This is a genomic window from Streptomyces sp. NBC_00490 (assembly GCF_036013645.1).
GTDB lineage: Bacteria > Actinomycetota > Actinomycetes > Streptomycetales > Streptomycetaceae > Streptomyces > Streptomyces canus_F.
In genome coordinates, this window is the sequence record NZ_CP107869.1 from 8,636,058 (window position 1) to 8,652,988 (window position 16,931).

The window sequence follows — 16,931 nt, forward strand, 5'->3', positions numbered from 1 at the left end:
ACTGACCCGCCCAGCTTCGCCCTGGCCGGTGGAAGGCAGTCGCTCGAGCTACTGCACCTGGCCCAACGCGCCGCGTCCTCAGCCCTGTGCGAGGCGTGTCGCCCTCCGGGGCTACCCTGCTGGATGGGCGCGAAGCGCCTCATCCAGGGGCGCGGGGAACTGCGCGACCCGCCACGACGGTCTTGCAGCTTCCCCACCGTCCGATCGGCGAAGCCGTCAGCGCTTGCCCTTCTTCGGATCGAGCAGCCCGGCCTTGCGCAACGCGTCCGCCATCGCGCTGTTGGCCGGCGGCGGCGCCGCCTGACGCGAACCGCCCCCCTGACCACCACGGCCACCGCCCTGCCGCTGCTGGCCCTGCTGCCGCTGCTGAGGAGGACGCCCGCCCCGCTGCCGGCGCTCGCCCCCGCCACCCTGCTGCCCCTGCTCACCCTGCGGAGCCGCTTCGTCGTCCAGCCGCAGCGTCAGCGAGATCCGCTTGCGCGGGATGTCGACGTCGAGGACCTTCACCTTGACGATGTCACCCGGCTTCACCACCTCCCGCGGGTCCTTCACGAAGGTCTTCGACAGCGCCGAGACATGCGCGAGACCGTCCTGGTGGACGCCGACGTCGATGAACGCCCCGAAGGCCGCCACGTTGGTGACCACGCCCTCCAGCACCATCCCGGACGTCAGGTCGGAGATCTTCTCGACGCCCTCCTTGAAGGTGGCCGTCTTGAACGCGGGCCGCGGGTCGCGCCCCGGCTTCTCCAGCTCCTTGAGGATGTCGCTGACCGTCGGGAGACCGAACGTCTCGTCCACGAAGTCCTGCGGCCGCAGCGACCGCAGCACCCCCGTGTTGCCGATGAGCGCGGCGACCTCCTGGCCCGCCGTCTTCACCATCCGCCGGACCACCGGATACGCCTCGGGGTGCACGCTGGACGCGTCCAGCGGGTCGTCGCCGCCGCGGATCCGCAGGAACCCCGCGCACTGCTCGTAGGCCTTCGGACCCAGCCGGGCCACCTTCTTCAGCGCGGTGCGCGAGGTGAAGGGACCGTTGGCGTCGCGGTGCGCCACGATGTTCTCGGCGAGGCCGGAGGTGATGCCGGAGACGCGTGCGAGCAGCGGGGCCGACGCCGTGTTGACGTCCACGCCCACACCGTTCACACAGTCCTCGACCACCGCGTCCAGTGAACGCGACAGCTTCACCTCGGACAGGTCGTGCTGGTACTGGCCGACACCGATGGACTTCGGGTCGATCTTCACCAGCTCGGCCAGCGGGTCCTGGAGGCGACGGGCGATCGACACCGCGCCGCGCAGCGACACGTCCATGTCCGGCAGTTCCTGCGAGGCGAAGGCCGACGCCGAGTACACGGACGCGCCCGCCTCGGACACCATCACCTTGGTGAGCTGCAACTCGGGGTGCTTGGTGATGAGTTCACCGGCGAGCTTGTCGGTCTCGCGGGACGCCGTGCCGTTGCCGATCGCGATCAGGTCGACCGCGTGCTCCTTGGCGAGGCGGGCCAGCTTGGCGATCGCCTCGTCCCACTTGTTGGCCGGGACGTGCGGGTAGATGACGTCGGTGGCGACGACCTTGCCGGTGGCGTCGACGACGGCGACCTTCACGCCCGTCCGGAACCCGGGGTCCAGGCCCAGCGTCGAGCGCGTGCCGGCGGGGGCGGCGAGCAGCAGGTCGCGGAGGTTCGCCGCGAACACGTTCACCGCCTCGTCCTCGGCGGCGGTGCGCAGCCGCAGCCGCAGGTCGATGCCGAGGTGCACCAGGATGCGGGTCCGCCAGGCCCAACGGACGGTGTCCGTGAGCCACTTGTCGCCGGGTCGGCCGCGGTCGGCGATCTGGAACCGGTGGGCGATGATCCCCTCGTACGAGGACGGACCAGGCTGCTCGGACGGCTCCTCCGGCTCCAGGACGAGGTCGAGGACCTCCTCCTTCTCGCCGCGCAGCATCGCCAGGACGCGGTGCGAGGGCAGCTGCTTGAAGGGCTCGGAGAAGTCGAAGTAGTCGGCGAACTTGGCGCCCGCCTCCTCCTTGCCGTCCTTCACCTTGGCGGCGAGCCGCCCGCGCACCCACATGCGCTCGCGCAGCTCGCCGATCAGGTCGGCGTCCTCGGAGAACCGCTCGGTGAGGATGGCCCGTGCGCCGTCGAGCGCGGCCTGCGGATCGGCCACGCCCTTGTCGGCGTCGACGAACGCGGCGGCGGCGGCCAGCGGTTCGACGCCCGGGTCCGCGAGGAGCCCCTCGGCGAGCGGCTCCAGACCGGCCTCCCGGGCGATCTGTGCCTTGGTCCTGCGCTTCGGCTTGTACGGCAGGTAGATGTCCTCGAGGCGGGCCTTGGTCTCCGCGCCGCGGATCCGCGCCTCCAGCTCCTCGGTGAGCTTGCCCTGCTCGCGCACCGACTCCAGGATCGCCGTCCGCCGCTCCTCCAGCTCCCGCAGATAGCGCAGCCGCTCCTCGATCGTGCGCAGTTGCGCGTCGTCGAGCATCTCGGTCGCTTCCTTGCGGTAGCGGGCGATGAAGGGCACCGTCGAGCCGCCGTCGAGCAGCTCCACGGCTGACCTGACCTGCCGCTCCCGCACGCCGAGCTCCTCGGCGATCCTTCCTTCGATGGATCCGATGTCGATGGGCTCGCGTGTCGTCACGATGCCGTACCGCCTTCTCACAGAGGTTGCGCGGCAATTGTGGCAGGTGGCACGGACACTCGGGGATCAGGGCGCGGACATCAGGCCCGACGACTCCGCGTGGAGCTCGACGCCCCGCCGAACAGCCGGGCCACCGCCCGGAACGGCAGCGTCACGACGGTGGCGATGGCGCCGCCGATCTGACGGAGTACGTCTGCGATCGCTCGGAACACGAACTTCCCCTTTCGTCACCCCGGCCACGCGACCGGGGAAGCCCGAGTACCTCATCACCGCCCCGGCATGCGTCCGGTGTTCACCGTGCGCCGGGCGGGGACGCTCCTGACCTCCGGGCGCGGGTGCCGTCTCCACGCGCTGGGCCGATCTCAGGGCAGCGCTCCGTACAAGCCGCCGCCGCGTCATGGACCAGACGCGCAAGGGCGCCGCCGTCAGGCCTGCCCGATGCTCGACGACGCCGCCGACACGCCCCGGCGTTCAAAACCATCACTCGGGCTCGCTCCTGGCGCCCAGGGCGCCTCACCCCGCACGCCCAGTCGACAGACCCGCCCCCGCAAGGCACCCAAGCCACCGGCCTCGCCCCGGCACGCGCCCACCCCAAGGGCCCCCGACAGTCGCTCCACCCTCAGCCCCGCCCGACATGCGCCTGGTCAACAGGCCTGCCCCGGCGCGCGCCCGTCCCACAGGCCCCGAGAGGCGCTCCACCCTCAGCTCCGCCCGACATGCGCCTGGTCAACAGGCCTGCCCCGGCGCGCGCCCGTCCCACAGGCCCCGAGAGGCGCTCCACCCTCAGCTCCGCCCGACATGCGCCTGGTCAACAGGCCTGCCCCGGCGCGCGCCCGTCCAACAGTCCCCGAGAGGCGCTCCACCCTCAGCTCCGCCCGACATGCGCCTGGTCAACAGGCCTGCCCCGGCGCGCGCCCGTCCCACAGGCCCCGAGAGGCGCTCCACCCTCAGCCCCGCCCGACATACGCCCAGTCGACAGTCCCGACCCGACATGCGCGGAAGCCTCCGGCCCGCCCCGACCAGGGCGCAGCGCTCAGATCCGTCCCGGCAAGGGCTCAGTGCTCAGGCCCGCTCGGACAAGGCCCACCCTCCGGCCCGCCCCGACAAGGCCCAGCGCCCAGGCCGCCCGACACGGCCCGCCAAGTCCGCCGACCCGACATGCGCTCAACCGTCAGGTGCGCCCCCGCCACGCTCCGCTGCCAAGGCACACCGCCCAGTCGGGCTCCCGACACTCACCCCTTGCCGATCAGGTCCGCCGGATACGCCCCCGCCGCCAACGCCGCCCGTGCGAAGCCCGCTCCGAGTTCCGTCAGCCGTGCCACGCCCGCGGTGCCGAGGTGTTCGTACGGTGCCCGGTCCAGGCGGTCCGTCTCGGTCTCGATCTCCTCACGCAGGGCCGCACCCCGCTCGGTCAGTTCACCGGCCTCGTCCAGGAGCCCCCGGTCCCGGAGCCGTCCGACCGCCGCGTCCCATTCGTCCCGGCTCCAGCCGCGCGTGGTGAGCACCCACTTGGGGCTCATGCCCTTGCCGGTCGCCGTGTGGGCCACCATGGCCTCCAGGCCGCTCAGCTCCGCGGCCGTCAGCGCGGCGAGATGGCCGTCGCCCCGGTGCTCGCGCAGCAGGGTCGCGGCGTGGAAGTACGCCAGATGCGGCTCCTCGGGCACCGGCAGGTCCGCGTGCGCCGAGTACAGCGGACGAGCACCGCGCGAACAGGCCTCGGTGGCGCGCAGCGCCAGCTCCGCGGCCTCCGCCATCTCCGGTGACGCGAGCGTCTGCGCGCCGAGCAGCCGCCGCAGCGCCGCGTCGACGCCACGCACGCGTGCCGCGAGTACGTCCTCGGGCGAGGCGGTGGCCCACACCTCGGGGACGTACCGGGCCACGAGCTCGTGCTTGTAGTTGGAGAACGTCGCCGTCACCGTCCCGGCGCCCACCGGCCCCATGGCGGCGGCCCGCACCGCGAAGTTGGCGGCTCTGGGGTGCGTGATCCCGATTCCGGCCAGTTCCTTGCCCAGTTCGGGCGCGAAGTAGGAGGTGGCGTGCAGGGAGTTGAGCACATTCGCGCAGCGGCGGACGGCCCGCAGCTCGATGGGGGCGGTAGTCATGCCCGGCAGGTTACCAACCGCTTGGTATGCCGCTCCAGGGTGAGGGGGGACGTGGCAGGAAAGGTGGGGTACTCGTCATTGCGGCCGTCCCCGGGCCCGCCCAGAATCGAGTGCATGACGCAGCGAACCGTCCTCGTCGTCCTCTTCGACGACGTGCAGAGCCTCGATGTCACCGGCCCCGTGGAGGTGTTCGCCGGGGCCGAGACACACACCCCGGGCACGTACCGCATCCGTACGGCCTCCCTGGACGGCGCCCCCGTGCGCACCTCCAGCGGCCTGACCCTCGTACCGGATCTGGCACTCACGGACGCACCCGCCCCGCACACCCTCCTGGTCCCCGGCGGTCAGGGCACCCGCCGTCCCGACCCGCGCCTGACGGACTGGCTGCGCGAGAACGGACCGCGCGCGGAGCGCCTCGTCTCCGTCTGCACCGGCGCGATCCTGCTCGCCGAGGCGGGCCTGCTCGACGGCCGTCGCGCCACGACCCACTGGGCGTACTGCGACAGGCTCGCCCGCGACCACCCGGCGATCGACGTCGAACCCGACCCGATCTACGTCCGGGACGGAACGGTCGCCACCTCCGCGGGGGTCACTTCCGGAATCGACCTCGCCCTCGCGCTGGTCGAGGAGGACCTGGACCGGGAGGTCGCCCTCGTCATCGCCCGCCATCTGGTGGTCTTCCTGCGCAGACCGGGCAACCAGGCCCAGTTCAGCGCCCAGCTGGCCGCGCAGACCGCGCGGCGGGAGCCCCTGCGGGAGGTCCAGCAGTGGATCACCGAGCATCCGGACGGCGATCTGAACGTCGAGTCGCTCGCCGCCCGGGCCCGCCTCTCGCCCCGCCACTTCGCCCGCGCCTTCCAGGCGGAGACGGGCACGACCCCCGGCCGCTACGTCGACCGGGTCCGCCTCGAACACGCCCGCCGTCTCCTGGAGGACACCACCGACGGCGTCGAGGAAATCTCCCGAGCCAGCGGCTACGGCACCTCCGAGACCATGCGCCGCGCCTTCGTCAAAGCCCTGGGAACACCACCGGCCGAATACCGCCGCCGCTTCCACCCAGCACCTGCCCACTGAGACCACCGTTCAGCCGTCGCCGACATCCACCCACCGAGACGCCGGTCGGTTCCCTTCCGGCATCCGCCCACCGAGACGCCGGTCGGTTCCACTCCGGCATCCGCCCACCGAGACGCCGGTCAGTTCCGTCCGCCACCTGCCCGCTGATGCGCCGGTCGGCCCCCCCGGGCATCCGCCCACCGAGATACCGGTCGGTTCCTCTCCGGCACCCGCCCGCTGAGATGGCGGTCGGTTCCCTCCGGCATCCGCCGGTTGAGATGCCGGTCGGTCCTCGTTGGCATCCGCCCGCCGAGGCCGGTCGGTTCCGCTCCGGCATCCGCCAACTGATGTGCCGGTCGGTTCCCTCCACCGCCGTGCCCGCTGATGCGCCGGTCGGCCCCCCGGGCCTCCGCCCACCGAGATGTCGGTCGGTTCCGCTCCGGCATCCGCCAACTGATGTGCCGGTCGGTTCCTTGCCGACATCCGCCCGCCGAAGCGCCGGTCGGTTCCCTCCGCCGCCCTGCCCACAGATGCGCCGGTCGGTTCCCCCGGCGCCGCCCACCGAGACGCCGGTCGGTTCCGTTCCGGCATCCGCCCGCTGAGATGGCGGTCGTTCCCTTCCGGCATCCGGCGGCTGAGATGCCGGTCGGTCCTCGTCGGCATCCGCTCACCCAGGCCGGTCGGTTCCTTGCCGGCATCCGCCAACTGAGGTGTCGGTCGGTTCCGTCCGGCGCCTGCCCGCTGATGCGCCGGTCGGTTCCCCCGGCAGTCGCCCATCGAGACGCCGGTCGGTTTTCCCCTCCGGCATCCGCCCACCGAGACGCCGGTCGGTTCGCCTCCGGCATCCGCCCACCGAGACGCCGGTCGGTTCGCCTCCGGCATCCGCCCACCGAAAGGATCCCGATGCAGATCGCCATCGTCCTGTTCGACCGCTTCACCGCCCTCGACGCCGTAGGACCGTACGAGACCCTCGGTCGCCTCCCGGACGCGGAGCTGTTCTTCGTCGCCGAGCGGACGGGTCCCGTCCGTGCCGACACCGGCAACCTCGCCATCACCGCCGACCGCACGCTCGCCGACGTGCCGAGCCCGGACATCGTGGTCGTCCCCGGCGGCCCCGGACAGACTCCGCAGATGGCGAACGAGACCCTCCTGGACTGGCTGCGCGCCGCCGACGCCACCAGCACCTGGACGACGTCCGTGTGCACCGGATCGCTGCTGCTGGCCGCCGCCGGACTCCTCGAGGGGCGCCGCGCGACCTCCCACTGGCTCGCCCTGGACTACCTGAAGCAGTTCGGGGCCGAGCCCACGGGAGAGCGGGTCGTCCTCGACGGCAAGTACGTCACCGCGGCCGGCGTCTCCTCCGGCATCGACATGGGGCTCACCCTGCTGGGCCGGATCGCCGGCGACGAACACGCCCAGGCCGTCCAGCTGCTCACGGAGTACGACCCGCAGCCGCCCTACGACGCCGGCTCGCCCCAGAAGGCCCCCGCGCACCTCGTGGAGGAGTTCCGTTCCAAGAGCCGGTTCATCCTGAAGTAGTCCAGGAGAAGCGCGGCTGCCTGCGCTCCAGGAACGCGGCGACGCCCTCCGCGGTGTCGCCGTTGCCGCGTGCCTGCTCGGCCCAGTGCCCGTCCCGGTCCGCGACGCCGTTCGCGAACTCCTTCGCCGCGGCCTGCGTCAACTGCGAACGGGACACCAGGATCCGGGTGAACTCCGCCACCCGCTTGGTCAGTTCACCCTCCGGCAGCACCTCGTCGACCAGCCCGGTGCGCAACGCCCGTTCGCTGTCGATCAACTCACCGGAGAACAGGAGGTACTTGGTGGTGGCCGGACCCACCAGTGCCACCAACCGCCTGGTGGAGGAGGCCGGATACACGATCCCCAGCTTGGCCGGGGTCACCCCGAACAGCGAGCCCTCCTGCGCGAACCGCAGATCGCAGGCCGCCGCGAGCTGTGAACCACCGCCCACACAGTGCCCGCGGATCGCCGCCAGCGTCGGTTTCGGGAAGGCGGCGAGCGCCTCCTCGGCCGCCACCGCGAGCCCCTGCGCCTCGTCCGGCGACCCCCGCAGCGTGGAGATGTCGGCCCCGGCGCAGAACGTCCCGCCCTCCCCGGTGAGCACCAGGGCCCGTACGTCCGGGTCGGCGGCGAGCGTGTCGAGCAGCGGCGGCAGCGCCCGCCACATCGCGGCCGTCATCGCGTTGCGCTTGGCCGGATGGTGGATGACGACGGTGGCGACCGAATCGGTCACGCTGTACAGCAGCTGGGGCTCCATGGCCGGATGCTAACCGCCCCCGACGCTCGTACGATCGGGGAGGGGTCCGTGTGAGGAGGCGCCGATGGCCAAGGACGAGACCGCCAGGCTGAGCCGGGACTTCGGCCGGCTGGTCGCGCTCGGCGTGGTCCTGGTGCTCGCCGGACTCGTCGGGCTCGTCTACACCGGGGTGGCCACACTCACCTCGATGGTGCTGTTCGGCTGGCTGCTGCTGATCGGCGGCGCAGTCGGCCTGCTGCACGCGATCCAGGCGCGCGGCAGCAACTTCTTCTGGCTCGGCGTCGTGGTCGCGGCCCTGAACATCGCGGCCGGTGTGGTCGTCATCAGCAGACCCGAGGCGGCTGCCGAGGCCCTGACCATGTTCGCCGCGCTGCTCTTCCTGACCGGCGGGGTGTTCCGGCTGGCCGGCAGCTTGGTGGTGCGCGGCACGCAGTTCGGCTGGACGCTGGTGCAGGGTGCCTTCGGACTGCTCCTCGGGATCCTCGTGCTGGCCTCCTGGCCGAGCAGCAGCAAGTACGTCATCGGCTGCTTCTTCTCGCTGGCGCTGCTCTTCGACGGACTCGGTCTGATCGCCACGGGGTTCGGCGGGCGGCGGATCGTCGGCATGGTCTCCGAGCGGCTCGCCGCCGAGGACGGTGCGCGGAGCGGAACGGACGAGCCGGTCGCCAAACCCGTACAACCCGAATAGTTCACGAACACGGCAAAAGCGGGACAGGGGCAGTCTCATAGTCGACCGTGTCATGCGAGAGCGATCACAAACGCTCGATATCTGCTGACTTCTGTTCAGTCATCCGGCGCGGAGCGGCTCGCTGCCAACACTCGATGTGTGGTGACAATCGAGCGCGAGGGTGGCGACCGGACAATGGAGAACCATGGGCGCGGGTCCGGCCCACGCCCAGCGGCCGGCGAGGTCGAGGAACCGGCCCCCGGTCCGCCCGGGCCCCTGCCGTACGAGGGCGTCTGGCGGTTCACCGCACCCGCCGTCGACGTCTCGGTCCCGCAGGCGCGGCACGCCGTGCGGGATCTGCTGCTGCGTCAGGGCGTACCGGTCTCGGACGACCTGGTGCAGGGACTCCTGCTGATCGTCTCCGAACTGGTCACCAACGCGGTGCGGCACGCGGCCCTGCTGTCGCCGATGCTCGCCGTGGAGGTCGCCGTCGGCGCCGAGTGGGTGCGGGTGTCGGTGGAGGACAACCACCCCTACCGGCCGACCGCCCTGGAGGCCGACCACGGCCAGACCGGCGGCCGCGGGCTGCTGCTGGTGCGCGAGGTCACCCGCGAGGCGGGCGGCGTCTGCGATGTCGAGCACACGGCGAACGGCGGCAAGGTGATCTGGGCCGCCCTGCCGCTCGTACCCGCGCGGGTGTCCTAGGAAGCGGCCGTCACCAGCCGGCGGATGGGCCCGTCAGCTCCCTGACCGCGGGACGGGCCGCGTCCAGCACCGTCATGAACCAGGCCGAGAAGGTGTCCTTGGCATGCCGCTCCGCCAGCTCGGCGGGCGTCACGAAGACCGTCTCGCCGATCTCCTCCGGATCCGGACGCAGCGGCGACTGCAGCAGGCCCACGAAGAGGTGGTTGTACTCCTGCTCCACCAGGCCCGAGTCCGGGTCCGGGTGGTTGTAGCGGACCGTGCCCGCCTCGGCGAGCAGGGACGGGGAGGCGCCCAGCTCCTCGTAGGTCCGCCGGGCGGCCGCCGCGAAGGGCGCCTCACCCGGGTAGGGGTGGCCGCAGCAGGTGTTGGACCACACGCCGGGGGAGTGGTACTTGCCCAGCGCGCGCTGCTGGAGCAGCAGCCGGCCCCGCTCGTCGAAGAGGAACACGGAGAAGGCGCGGTGCAGCTGCCCCGGCGCCTGATGGGCGGCGAGCTTCTCCGCGGTGCCGATCGTGACGCCGTCCTCGTCGACGAGTTCCAGCAGAATCGCCTCAGCTGTGCCGTTCGACGCACGGTGTGTCGCGGTGGCAGGTGTGATCGGCATGCCCATCCTTCGCATCGGTTTTTCGCGCACCAAGTGTGCCGCACAAATACGGCACTACCGGCAGTTGATCGTGCCCGGCGCGGCGGACGGGGAACCGTCCGGGGAGGTGCTGTGGGGTGGAGGACGCAGCCGGTCACCGGATCGCTGCATTCCGCCTGAAACGTACTTTCGGGACGTTCGAGCATGCTTGCGGGAGTGTCAGTGGCAGAGCTTCGCCTCGTGCTCCGCGTGCCCGACCGGCTCCAGCTGGAAGGTGCAGTGCTCCACGTCGAAGTGGTCGCCGAGGCAGCCCTGGAGCTCGTGGAGCATCTTCTCGTGACCGATCGCATTCAGCACGTCCGAGCGCACCACCACATGCGCGGACAGCACCGGCATCCCCGAGGTGATCGTCCAGGCGTGCAGGTCGTGGACGTCCTCGACGCCGTCGAGCGCCAGTATGTGGGCCCGGACGTCGTCCATGTCGACGTTCTTCGGGGCCGCCTCCAGCAGGACGTCGAGGGTCTCCCGCAGCAGCTTCCAGGTGCGCGGCACGATCATCAGTCCGATGACCAGGGAGGCGACCGGGTCGGCGGCCTGCCAGCCGGTGGTCAGGATCACCACCGCGGAGATGATCACCGCGAGCGAGCCGAGCGCGTCCGCCGCGACCTCCAGGAAGGCGCCCCGCACGTTCAGGCTCTCCGCCTGTCCGCGCACCAGCAGCGACAGCGAGATCATGTTCGCGACCAGGCCGATCGCGCCGAACACGATGGTCAGCCCGCCCTCGGTGCCGGCCGGCGTGATGAACCGCTGGATCGCCTCGTACAGGACGTAGCCGCCGACGCCGAGCAGCAGCAGACAGTTGGCGAGCGCGGCGAGGATCTCCGCGCGGGCGTAACCGAAGGTGCGCTTCCCGCTCGGCGGGAGACCCGCGAAGTGGATCGCCATCAGGGCCATGCCGAGACCCAGCGCGTCCGTCGCCATGTGCGCCGCGTCCGCGACCAGGGCGAGCGAGTCCGCCATGATGCCGCCGACGATCTCGACCACCATGACGGTGAGCGTGATCGACAGCGCGACCCGCAGCCTGCCCCGGTACGCCGCGGTCGCCGTACCGCCGGGCGGCGCATGCGAGTGCGCGTGCCCGTGATCGTGCCCAGCCCCCATGGAAGCCGCCTCCTGTGCGTCGATCCCGAACAACCCGCCCGGGGCCACAGTGAACTACGGGTGGGGGGTATGGGGCAACGCGGCACTGAACACCGTTGTCATGTGCCCTGACCTGCGGAAACGATCCCGCAGGTCAGACCGCCCAGGCTTCACTTGGTGTGGTGCAGCCGCCAGCCCCGCCACGCCGACTCGATCATCTCGTGCACCCCGCGGCGAGCCGTCCAGCCGAGTTCCGCGGCGGCCCGGGCGGCCGAGGCCACCGAGACCGGGGCGTCGCCGGGGCGCCGGGGCTCCACGACGGCCGGTCGCCGGTCGCCGGTGACCTCGCCGATGACGGTGACCATCTCGCGCACGGAGACGCCCTCGCCGCGGCCGATGTTGACGGTCAGGTCCCCGCTCCGGTCCCCGAGCCCCTGCGCGGCCGCCAGATGCGCCTCCGCCAGGTCGGCGACATGGATGTAGTCACGGACGCAGGTGCCGTCCGGCGTCGGGTAGTCGTCGCCGAAGATCCGCGGGGCCTCGTCGCGGGTGAGCCGGTCGAAGACCATCGGCACGATGTTGAAGACACCGGTGTCCGCCAGCTCCGGCACGGCCGCGCCCGCTACGTTGAAGTAGCGCAGGCACACGGTCGAGATGCCGTGCGCCCGCCCGGCCGCCCGCACCAGCCACTCACCGGTGAGCTTCGTCTCGCCGTACGGGTTCACCGGGGCGCACGGGGTGTCCTCCGTGATCAGCTCCGCGTCGGGGTTGCCGTAGACGGCGGCGGACGAGGAGAAGAGGAAGCGCTCGATCCCGGCCTCGGCGACGGCTTCGAGCAGCGTCGCCAGCCCGCCGACGTTCTCCTGGTAGTAGCGCGTCGGCTGGGCGACCGACTCGGCGACCTGCTTGCGCGCGGCCAGGTGCACCACCCCGGTCACCTCGTGCTCGGCGAGCACCCGCTTCAGCAGACCGGCGTCCCGTGACGAACCCCGCACCAGCGGCACGTTCGCCGGCAGCCGCGCCGGGAACCCGGCGGACAGATCGTCCAGCGCGAGGACGCGCTCTCCGGCGTCCGTCATGGTCCGCGCCACGTGGGCCCCGATGTATCCCGCTCCGCCTGTGATCAGCCATGTCATGGTCGCCCACCCTATGCCGAGGCGGTGGTGGGTCCCGCAATGTCTCGGATGCCCGGTCCGGTGGCCCGCGGTTTGTGGGCGGGGCCCGTGATCACCCATGATGATCGCGGCAAAGGCCGGGGGAGACGGCGTTGATCGGCCCGTGAACGGGCGGTGAACGTGGGCTTCCCGGCATCCGATAGCCTCTGCCGACATGCCGCCCGGGCGCGCCGAGCCACGCCGAGGGGCGCCCCCACCATGCAGATGACCGGCGCCCCGCGTCGGCACCCAGGGAGTGAGTTCGGTTGTCGACCGCCATCCTCACCGGTCAGCCGGTCCCCGGATCGTCGATCGAGGGCGATCTGCGGTCGCTCGGCTTCGATGTCCGGGTCGCCTCGGACGCCGCCGACGCCGAGACGCTCCTCGCCCAGGTCCCGGGAGACCAGCGGGTCGCCATAGTCGACGCCCGCTTCGTGGGCCACCCGCACGCCCTGCGCCTCGGCCTCACCGACCCCCGCTTCCCGCTCGCCGCGATCTCCGGCGCCGTCACCGCCCAGCCGGCCGGGCGGCAGGCCCTGACCCGTGCGATGGCCCGGGAGAGCAGCGCCGGCGGCGGGACGACGGTCGCCGTCGACAGCCTCGCCGACCGCATCGTCACCGCGCTGGACGCCGAGAACGCCGGTGTCCACCACCCCGAGCTCGGCAGCCTGGTCGCCGCCGTGCCCACCGACCCGCAGGCCCGCAACGAGGCACGGCAGGCCGTCGCGGACGTCGACGACGAAGCCGTACGCCTGAAGTCGGCCGTGAAGTCCCGCGACGGCTTCTTCACCACCCACTTCATCAGCCCCTACTCCCGCTACATCGCCCGCTGGTGCGCCCGCCGGGGCCTGACCCCGAACCAGGTCACCACCGCCTCCCTGCTCACCGCCCTGATCGCGGCGGGCAGCGCGGCCACCGGCACCCGGGCCGGCTTCATCGCCGCCGGCGTCCTGCTGATCGCGTCCTTCGTCCTGGACTGCGTCGACGGCCAGATCGCCCGCTACTCCCTCCAGTACTCCACGCTCGGCGCCTGGCTCGACGCCACCTTCGACCGGGCCAAGGAGTACGCCTACTACGCCGGTCTCGCCCTCGGAGCCGCCCGCGGCGGCGACGACGTCTGGGCACTGGCGCTCGGCGCGATGATCCTGCAGACCTGCCGGCACGTCGTCGACTTCTCCTTCAACGAGGCGAACCACGACGCCACCGCCAACACCAGCCCCACCGCCGCGCTCTCCGACAAGCTCGACAGCGTCGGCTGGACGGTGTGGATCCGCCGGATGATCGTGCTGCCGATCGGCGAGCGCTGGGCGATGATCGCGATCCTGACGGCGGCCACGACTCCCCGGATCACCTTCTACGCCCTGCTCATCGGCTGTGCCTTCGCGGCCACGTACACCACGGCGGGCCGGGTGCTGCGCTCGCTGACCCGCAAGGCCAAGCGGACGGACCGGGCGGCACAGGCCCTGGCGGACCTCGCGGACAGCGGTCCGCTGGCCGAGGTGATAGCGCGCTTCCTGCCGGGCCCGTCCCGTCCCACGGCTCCCCTCAGCGCCGCCGCCGGCGCGCTCCTGGTGACGGTCGGGGCCTGGGCGTGGGGGCCGAGCTGGTGGGTCGTCCTGATGGCCGGCGGCTACATCATGGCGTCCGCGGAAGCCATCGAGCGTCCCCTCAAGGGCGCCCTCGACTGGTTGATCCCCCCGTTCTTCCGGGCGGCCGAGTACTGCACCGTCTTGCTCCTGGCGGCCAAGTCCGATGTGAACGGTGCCCTTCCCGCGGCTTTCGGGCTGGTGGCCGCGGTCGCCTACCATCACTACGACACGGTGTACCGCATCCGCGGCAACGCCGGCGCGTCCCCGGCCTGGCTGGTGCGCGCCATCGGGGGGCACGAGGGGCGGACGCTGCTCGTCACCGTCCTGGCCGCCGCGCTCACCGCCTCGCAGTTCACGGTCGCGCTCACGGCTCTCGCCGTGGCCGTGGCCCTGCTGGTGCTCGTCGAGAGCATCCGCTTCTGGGTGTCCTCCGGGGCGCCCGCCGTACACGATGAAGGAGAACCCGCATGATCGGCCTCGTGCTGGCGGCCGGCGCCGGACGGCGTCTGCGCCCCTACACCGACAGCCTTCCCAAGGCTCTGGTGCCGGTGGGTCCCGCGGGCATAGAGGGCGAACCCACGGTTCTCGATCTGACCCTCGGCAACTTCGCCGAGATCGGCCTGACCGAGGTCGCGATCATCGTCGGCTACCGCAAGGAAGCCGTGTACGAGCGCAAGGCGGCGCTGGAGGCGAAGTACGGCCTCAAGCTCACCCTCATCGACAACGACAAGGCCGAGGAGTGGAACAACGCCTACTCCCTGTGGTGCGGACGTGACGCCCTCAAGGACGGCGTGATCCTCGCCAACGGCGACACCGTCCACCCGGTCTCCGTCGAGAAGACGCTGCTCGCCGCCCGTGGCGAGGGCAAGAGGATCATCCTCGCCCTGGACGACGTGAAGTCGCTCGCGGACGAGGAGATGAAGGTCGTCGTGGACCCCGGCAAGGGCGTCCGGAAGATCACCAAGCTGATGGACCCGGCCGAGGCCACCGGTGAGTACATCGGTGTCACCCTGATCGAGGGCGACGCCGCCGCCGACCTGGCCGACGCGCTGAAGACGGTCTGGGAGACGGACCCTCAGCAGTTCTACGAGCACGGTTACCAGGAGCTCGTGAACCGCGGTTTCAAGATCGACGTGGCGCCGATCGGCGACGTCAAGTGGGTGGAGATCGACAACCACGACGACCTCGCCCGCGGACGGGAGATCGCGTGCCTCTACTGACCCGGCTCATCCCCGCCCCGGTCGTCGTCGACATCCGCCCGGGTGCCCTCGACGACCTGGTGGGCGTCCTCGCCGACGAGCGCATCTCGCACTCCGGCCGGCTCGCCGTCGCCGTCAGCGGCGGCTCCGGCGCCCGGCTGCGCCGGCGGCTCGAGCCCTCGCTGCCCGGCGCCACCTGGTACGAGGTCGGCGGCGGCACCCTCGACGACGCCGTCCAGCTGGCCAGTGACATAAAGGCCGGCCACTACGACGCGGTCGTGGGTCTCGGCGGCGGCAAGATCATCGACTGCGCCAAGTTCGCCGCGGCGCGCGTCGGCCTGCCACTGGTCGCCGTACCGACGAATCTCGCGCACGACGGCCTGTGCTCCCCGGTCGCGACCCTCGACAACGACGCGGGCCGCGGCTCGTACGGTGTGCCGAACCCGATCGCGGTCGTCATCGACCTCGACGTCATCCACGAGGCCCCGGCCCGCTTCGTGCGCGCGGGCATCGGTGACGCCGTCTCCAACGTCTCCGCGATCGCTGACTGGGAGCTGGCCAACCGTGTCAAGGGCGAGAAGATCGACGGCCTGGCCGCCGCGATCGCCCGCCAGGCCGGCGAGGCGGTTCTCCGGCACCCCGGCGGCATAGGGGACACGGACTTCCTCCAGGTGCTCGCCGAGGCGCTCGTGCTCAGCGGTATCGCCATGTCGGTCTCGGGGGACTCCCGTCCCTCCTCGGGTGCCTGCCACGAGATCAACCACGCCTTCGACCTGCTGTTCCCCAAACGCGCCGCCGCCCACGGCGAACAGTGCGGACTGGGCGCCACCTTCGCGATGTTCCTGCGGGGTGCCCACGAGGAGTCGGCGCACATGGCCTCCGTGCTGCGCCGGCACGGACTGCCGGTGCTTCCGGAGGAGATCGGCTTCACCGTGGACGAGTTCGTCCGCGCCGTGGAGTTCGCTCCGGAGACCCGGCCCGGCCGGTACACGATCCTCGAACACCTCGACCTCAAGCCCGACCAGATCAAGGATCTCTACGTCGACTATGTCAAGACCATCGGTAGCTGAACTCCGTCCGGTCGTGCACCCCGCAGGGGTCAAGGACCGGCGCAGCGGTGAGCACTGGATGGGGCGCCTCTACATGCGCGAGGTGTCCCTGCGGATCGACCGCTACCTGGTCAACACCAGGGTCACGCCCAATCAGCTCACGTACCTGATGACCGTCTTCGGTGTCCTCGCGGCCCCGGCACTTCTCGTGCCGGGGATCCCGGGGGCCGTGCTCGGTGTGGTCTGCGTGCAGATGTATCTGCTGCTGGACTGCGTCGACGGCGAGATCGCCCGCTGGAAGAAGCAGTACTCCCTCAACGGTGTCTACCTGGACCGGGTCGGCGCCTACCTGACCGACGCCGCCGTGCTCGTGGGCTTCGGTCTGCGCGCCGCCGACCTGTGGGGCAGCGGCCGTATCGACTGGCTGTGGGCCTTCCTCGGCACCCTGGCCGCGCTCGGCGCCATCCTGATCAAGGCGGAGACCGACCTCGTCGGTGTCGCCCGGCACCAGGCCGGCAAGCCGCCGGTCCAGGAGTCGGCGTCCGAGATGCGCTCCTCCGGCATGGCACTGGCCCGCAAGGCCGCCGCCCTGCTGAAGTTCCACCGGCTGATCCTCGGCATCGAGGCGTCCCTGCTGATCCTGGTCCTGGCGATCGTCGACCAGATGCGCGGCGACCTGTTCTGGACCCGGCTCGGCGTCGCGGTCCTCGCGGGCATCGCGCTGCTCCAGACCCTGCTGCACCTCGTGTCCATCCTCGCCTCCAGCAGGCTGAAGTGAGCG

The 16,931-nt window shown here is 71.5% G+C and carries 15 protein-coding genes; 8 read left to right on the forward strand and 7 right to left on the reverse strand.

What is annotated here, in order from left to right; all coding sequences use genetic code 11:
* Positions 1 to 216: 216 nt before the first annotated feature.
* The 3 genes from OG381_RS39305 to OG381_RS39315 all read right to left on the reverse strand — a co-directional run bounded on the left by OG381_RS39305 (position 217) and on the right by OG381_RS39315 (position 4,736).
* On the reverse strand, positions 217 to 2,634 hold the full coding sequence (locus tag OG381_RS39305) for a Tex family protein (RefSeq protein ID WP_327720734.1): 2,418 nt from the start codon (positions 2,632 to 2,634) through the stop codon (positions 217 to 219).
* An 80-nt stretch (positions 2,635 to 2,714) separates the two neighbouring features.
* Positions 2,715 to 2,846 carry an LPFR motif small protein gene (locus OG381_RS39310; RefSeq protein WP_256122763.1) on the reverse strand — a complete coding sequence of 44 codons (132 nt, stop codon included), beginning with the start codon at positions 2,844 to 2,846 and terminating at the stop codon, positions 2,715 to 2,717.
* Positions 2,847 to 3,866: 1,020 nt separating this feature from the next.
* Positions 3,867 to 4,736, reverse strand: coding sequence for an SCO6745 family protein (locus tag OG381_RS39315; protein WP_327720735.1), 870 nt, complete (start codon positions 4,734 to 4,736; stop codon positions 3,867 to 3,869).
* A 114-nt stretch (positions 4,737 to 4,850) separates the two neighbouring features.
* Here OG381_RS39315 and OG381_RS39320 point away from each other — a divergent pair, with 114 nt between their 5' ends.
* Together OG381_RS39320 and OG381_RS39325 are read left to right on the forward strand one after the other, a co-directional pair.
* Entirely contained in the window at positions 4,851 to 5,810 is a 960-nt protein-coding gene (locus tag OG381_RS39320) for a GlxA family transcriptional regulator (RefSeq protein ID WP_327720736.1), read from the forward strand.
* Between the two features lie 882 nt (positions 5,811 to 6,692).
* Positions 6,693 to 7,328: a DJ-1/PfpI family protein gene (locus OG381_RS39325; RefSeq protein WP_327720737.1), complete on the forward strand. Its 636-nt coding sequence runs from the start codon at positions 6,693 to 6,695 to the stop codon at positions 7,326 to 7,328.
* Here OG381_RS39325 and OG381_RS39330 read toward each other — a convergent pair.
* Positions 7,315 to 8,064, reverse strand: a complete 750-nt coding sequence (locus OG381_RS39330) for an enoyl-CoA hydratase/isomerase family protein (protein WP_327720738.1) — start codon at positions 8,062 to 8,064, stop codon at positions 7,315 to 7,317. The two genes, OG381_RS39325 and OG381_RS39330, sit on opposite strands and share 14 nt — an antisense overlap.
* A gap of 64 nt (positions 8,065 to 8,128) precedes the next feature.
* Here OG381_RS39330 and OG381_RS39335 point away from each other — a divergent pair, with 64 nt between their 5' ends.
* Both OG381_RS39335 and OG381_RS39340 read left to right on the forward strand, forming a co-directional pair.
* Positions 8,129 to 8,752, forward strand: coding sequence for an HdeD family acid-resistance protein (locus tag OG381_RS39335; RefSeq protein ID WP_327720739.1), 624 nt, complete (start codon positions 8,129 to 8,131; stop codon positions 8,750 to 8,752).
* Between the two features lie 174 nt (positions 8,753 to 8,926).
* Positions 8,927 to 9,436, forward strand: coding sequence for an ATP-binding protein (locus OG381_RS39340; RefSeq protein WP_327720740.1), 510 nt, complete (start codon positions 8,927 to 8,929; stop codon positions 9,434 to 9,436).
* A gap of 10 nt (positions 9,437 to 9,446) precedes the next feature.
* Here the strand turns inward: OG381_RS39340 and idi are convergent, their stop codons facing one another.
* The 3 genes from idi to galE form a co-directional block, all read right to left on the reverse strand.
* Complete coding sequence (gene idi / locus OG381_RS39345) at positions 9,447 to 10,040, reverse strand: isopentenyl-diphosphate Delta-isomerase (protein WP_327720741.1); 594 nt, start codon at positions 10,038 to 10,040, stop codon at positions 9,447 to 9,449.
* Positions 10,041 to 10,238: 198 nt separating this feature from the next.
* A complete protein-coding gene (locus tag OG381_RS39350) occupies positions 10,239 to 11,180 on the reverse strand; it encodes a cation diffusion facilitator family transporter (RefSeq protein WP_327720742.1) in 942 nt (313 codons plus the stop codon).
* A 149-nt stretch (positions 11,181 to 11,329) separates the two neighbouring features.
* Positions 11,330 to 12,295: a UDP-glucose 4-epimerase GalE gene (galE, locus tag OG381_RS39355; RefSeq protein ID WP_327720743.1), complete on the reverse strand. Its 966-nt coding sequence runs from the start codon at positions 12,293 to 12,295 to the stop codon at positions 11,330 to 11,332.
* A gap of 284 nt (positions 12,296 to 12,579) precedes the next feature.
* On the opposite strand from galE, the gene OG381_RS39360 reads away from it, so the two are divergent.
* From OG381_RS39360 to OG381_RS39375, 4 genes are read left to right on the forward strand one after another with little or no spacing between them, the layout of a single operon-like run.
* Entirely contained in the window at positions 12,580 to 14,373 is a 1,794-nt protein-coding gene (locus tag OG381_RS39360) for a DUF5941 domain-containing protein (RefSeq protein WP_327720744.1), read from the forward strand.
* Entirely contained in the window at positions 14,370 to 15,122 is a 753-nt protein-coding gene (locus tag OG381_RS39365) for a phosphocholine cytidylyltransferase family protein (RefSeq protein WP_327720745.1), read from the forward strand. The genes OG381_RS39360 and OG381_RS39365 overlap by 4 nt, the downstream gene beginning before the upstream one ends.
* Positions 15,110 to 16,171: an iron-containing alcohol dehydrogenase family protein gene (locus OG381_RS39370; protein ID WP_327720746.1), complete on the forward strand. Its 1,062-nt coding sequence runs from the start codon at positions 15,110 to 15,112 to the stop codon at positions 16,169 to 16,171. Before OG381_RS39365 ends, OG381_RS39370 begins: the two co-directional genes overlap by 13 nt.
* Positions 16,149 to 16,928 carry a CDP-alcohol phosphatidyltransferase family protein gene (locus OG381_RS39375; protein WP_307023568.1) on the forward strand — a complete coding sequence of 260 codons (780 nt, stop codon included), beginning with the start codon at positions 16,149 to 16,151 and terminating at the stop codon, positions 16,926 to 16,928. The genes OG381_RS39370 and OG381_RS39375 overlap by 23 nt, the downstream gene beginning before the upstream one ends.
* Positions 16,929 to 16,931: the final 3 nt, after the last annotated feature.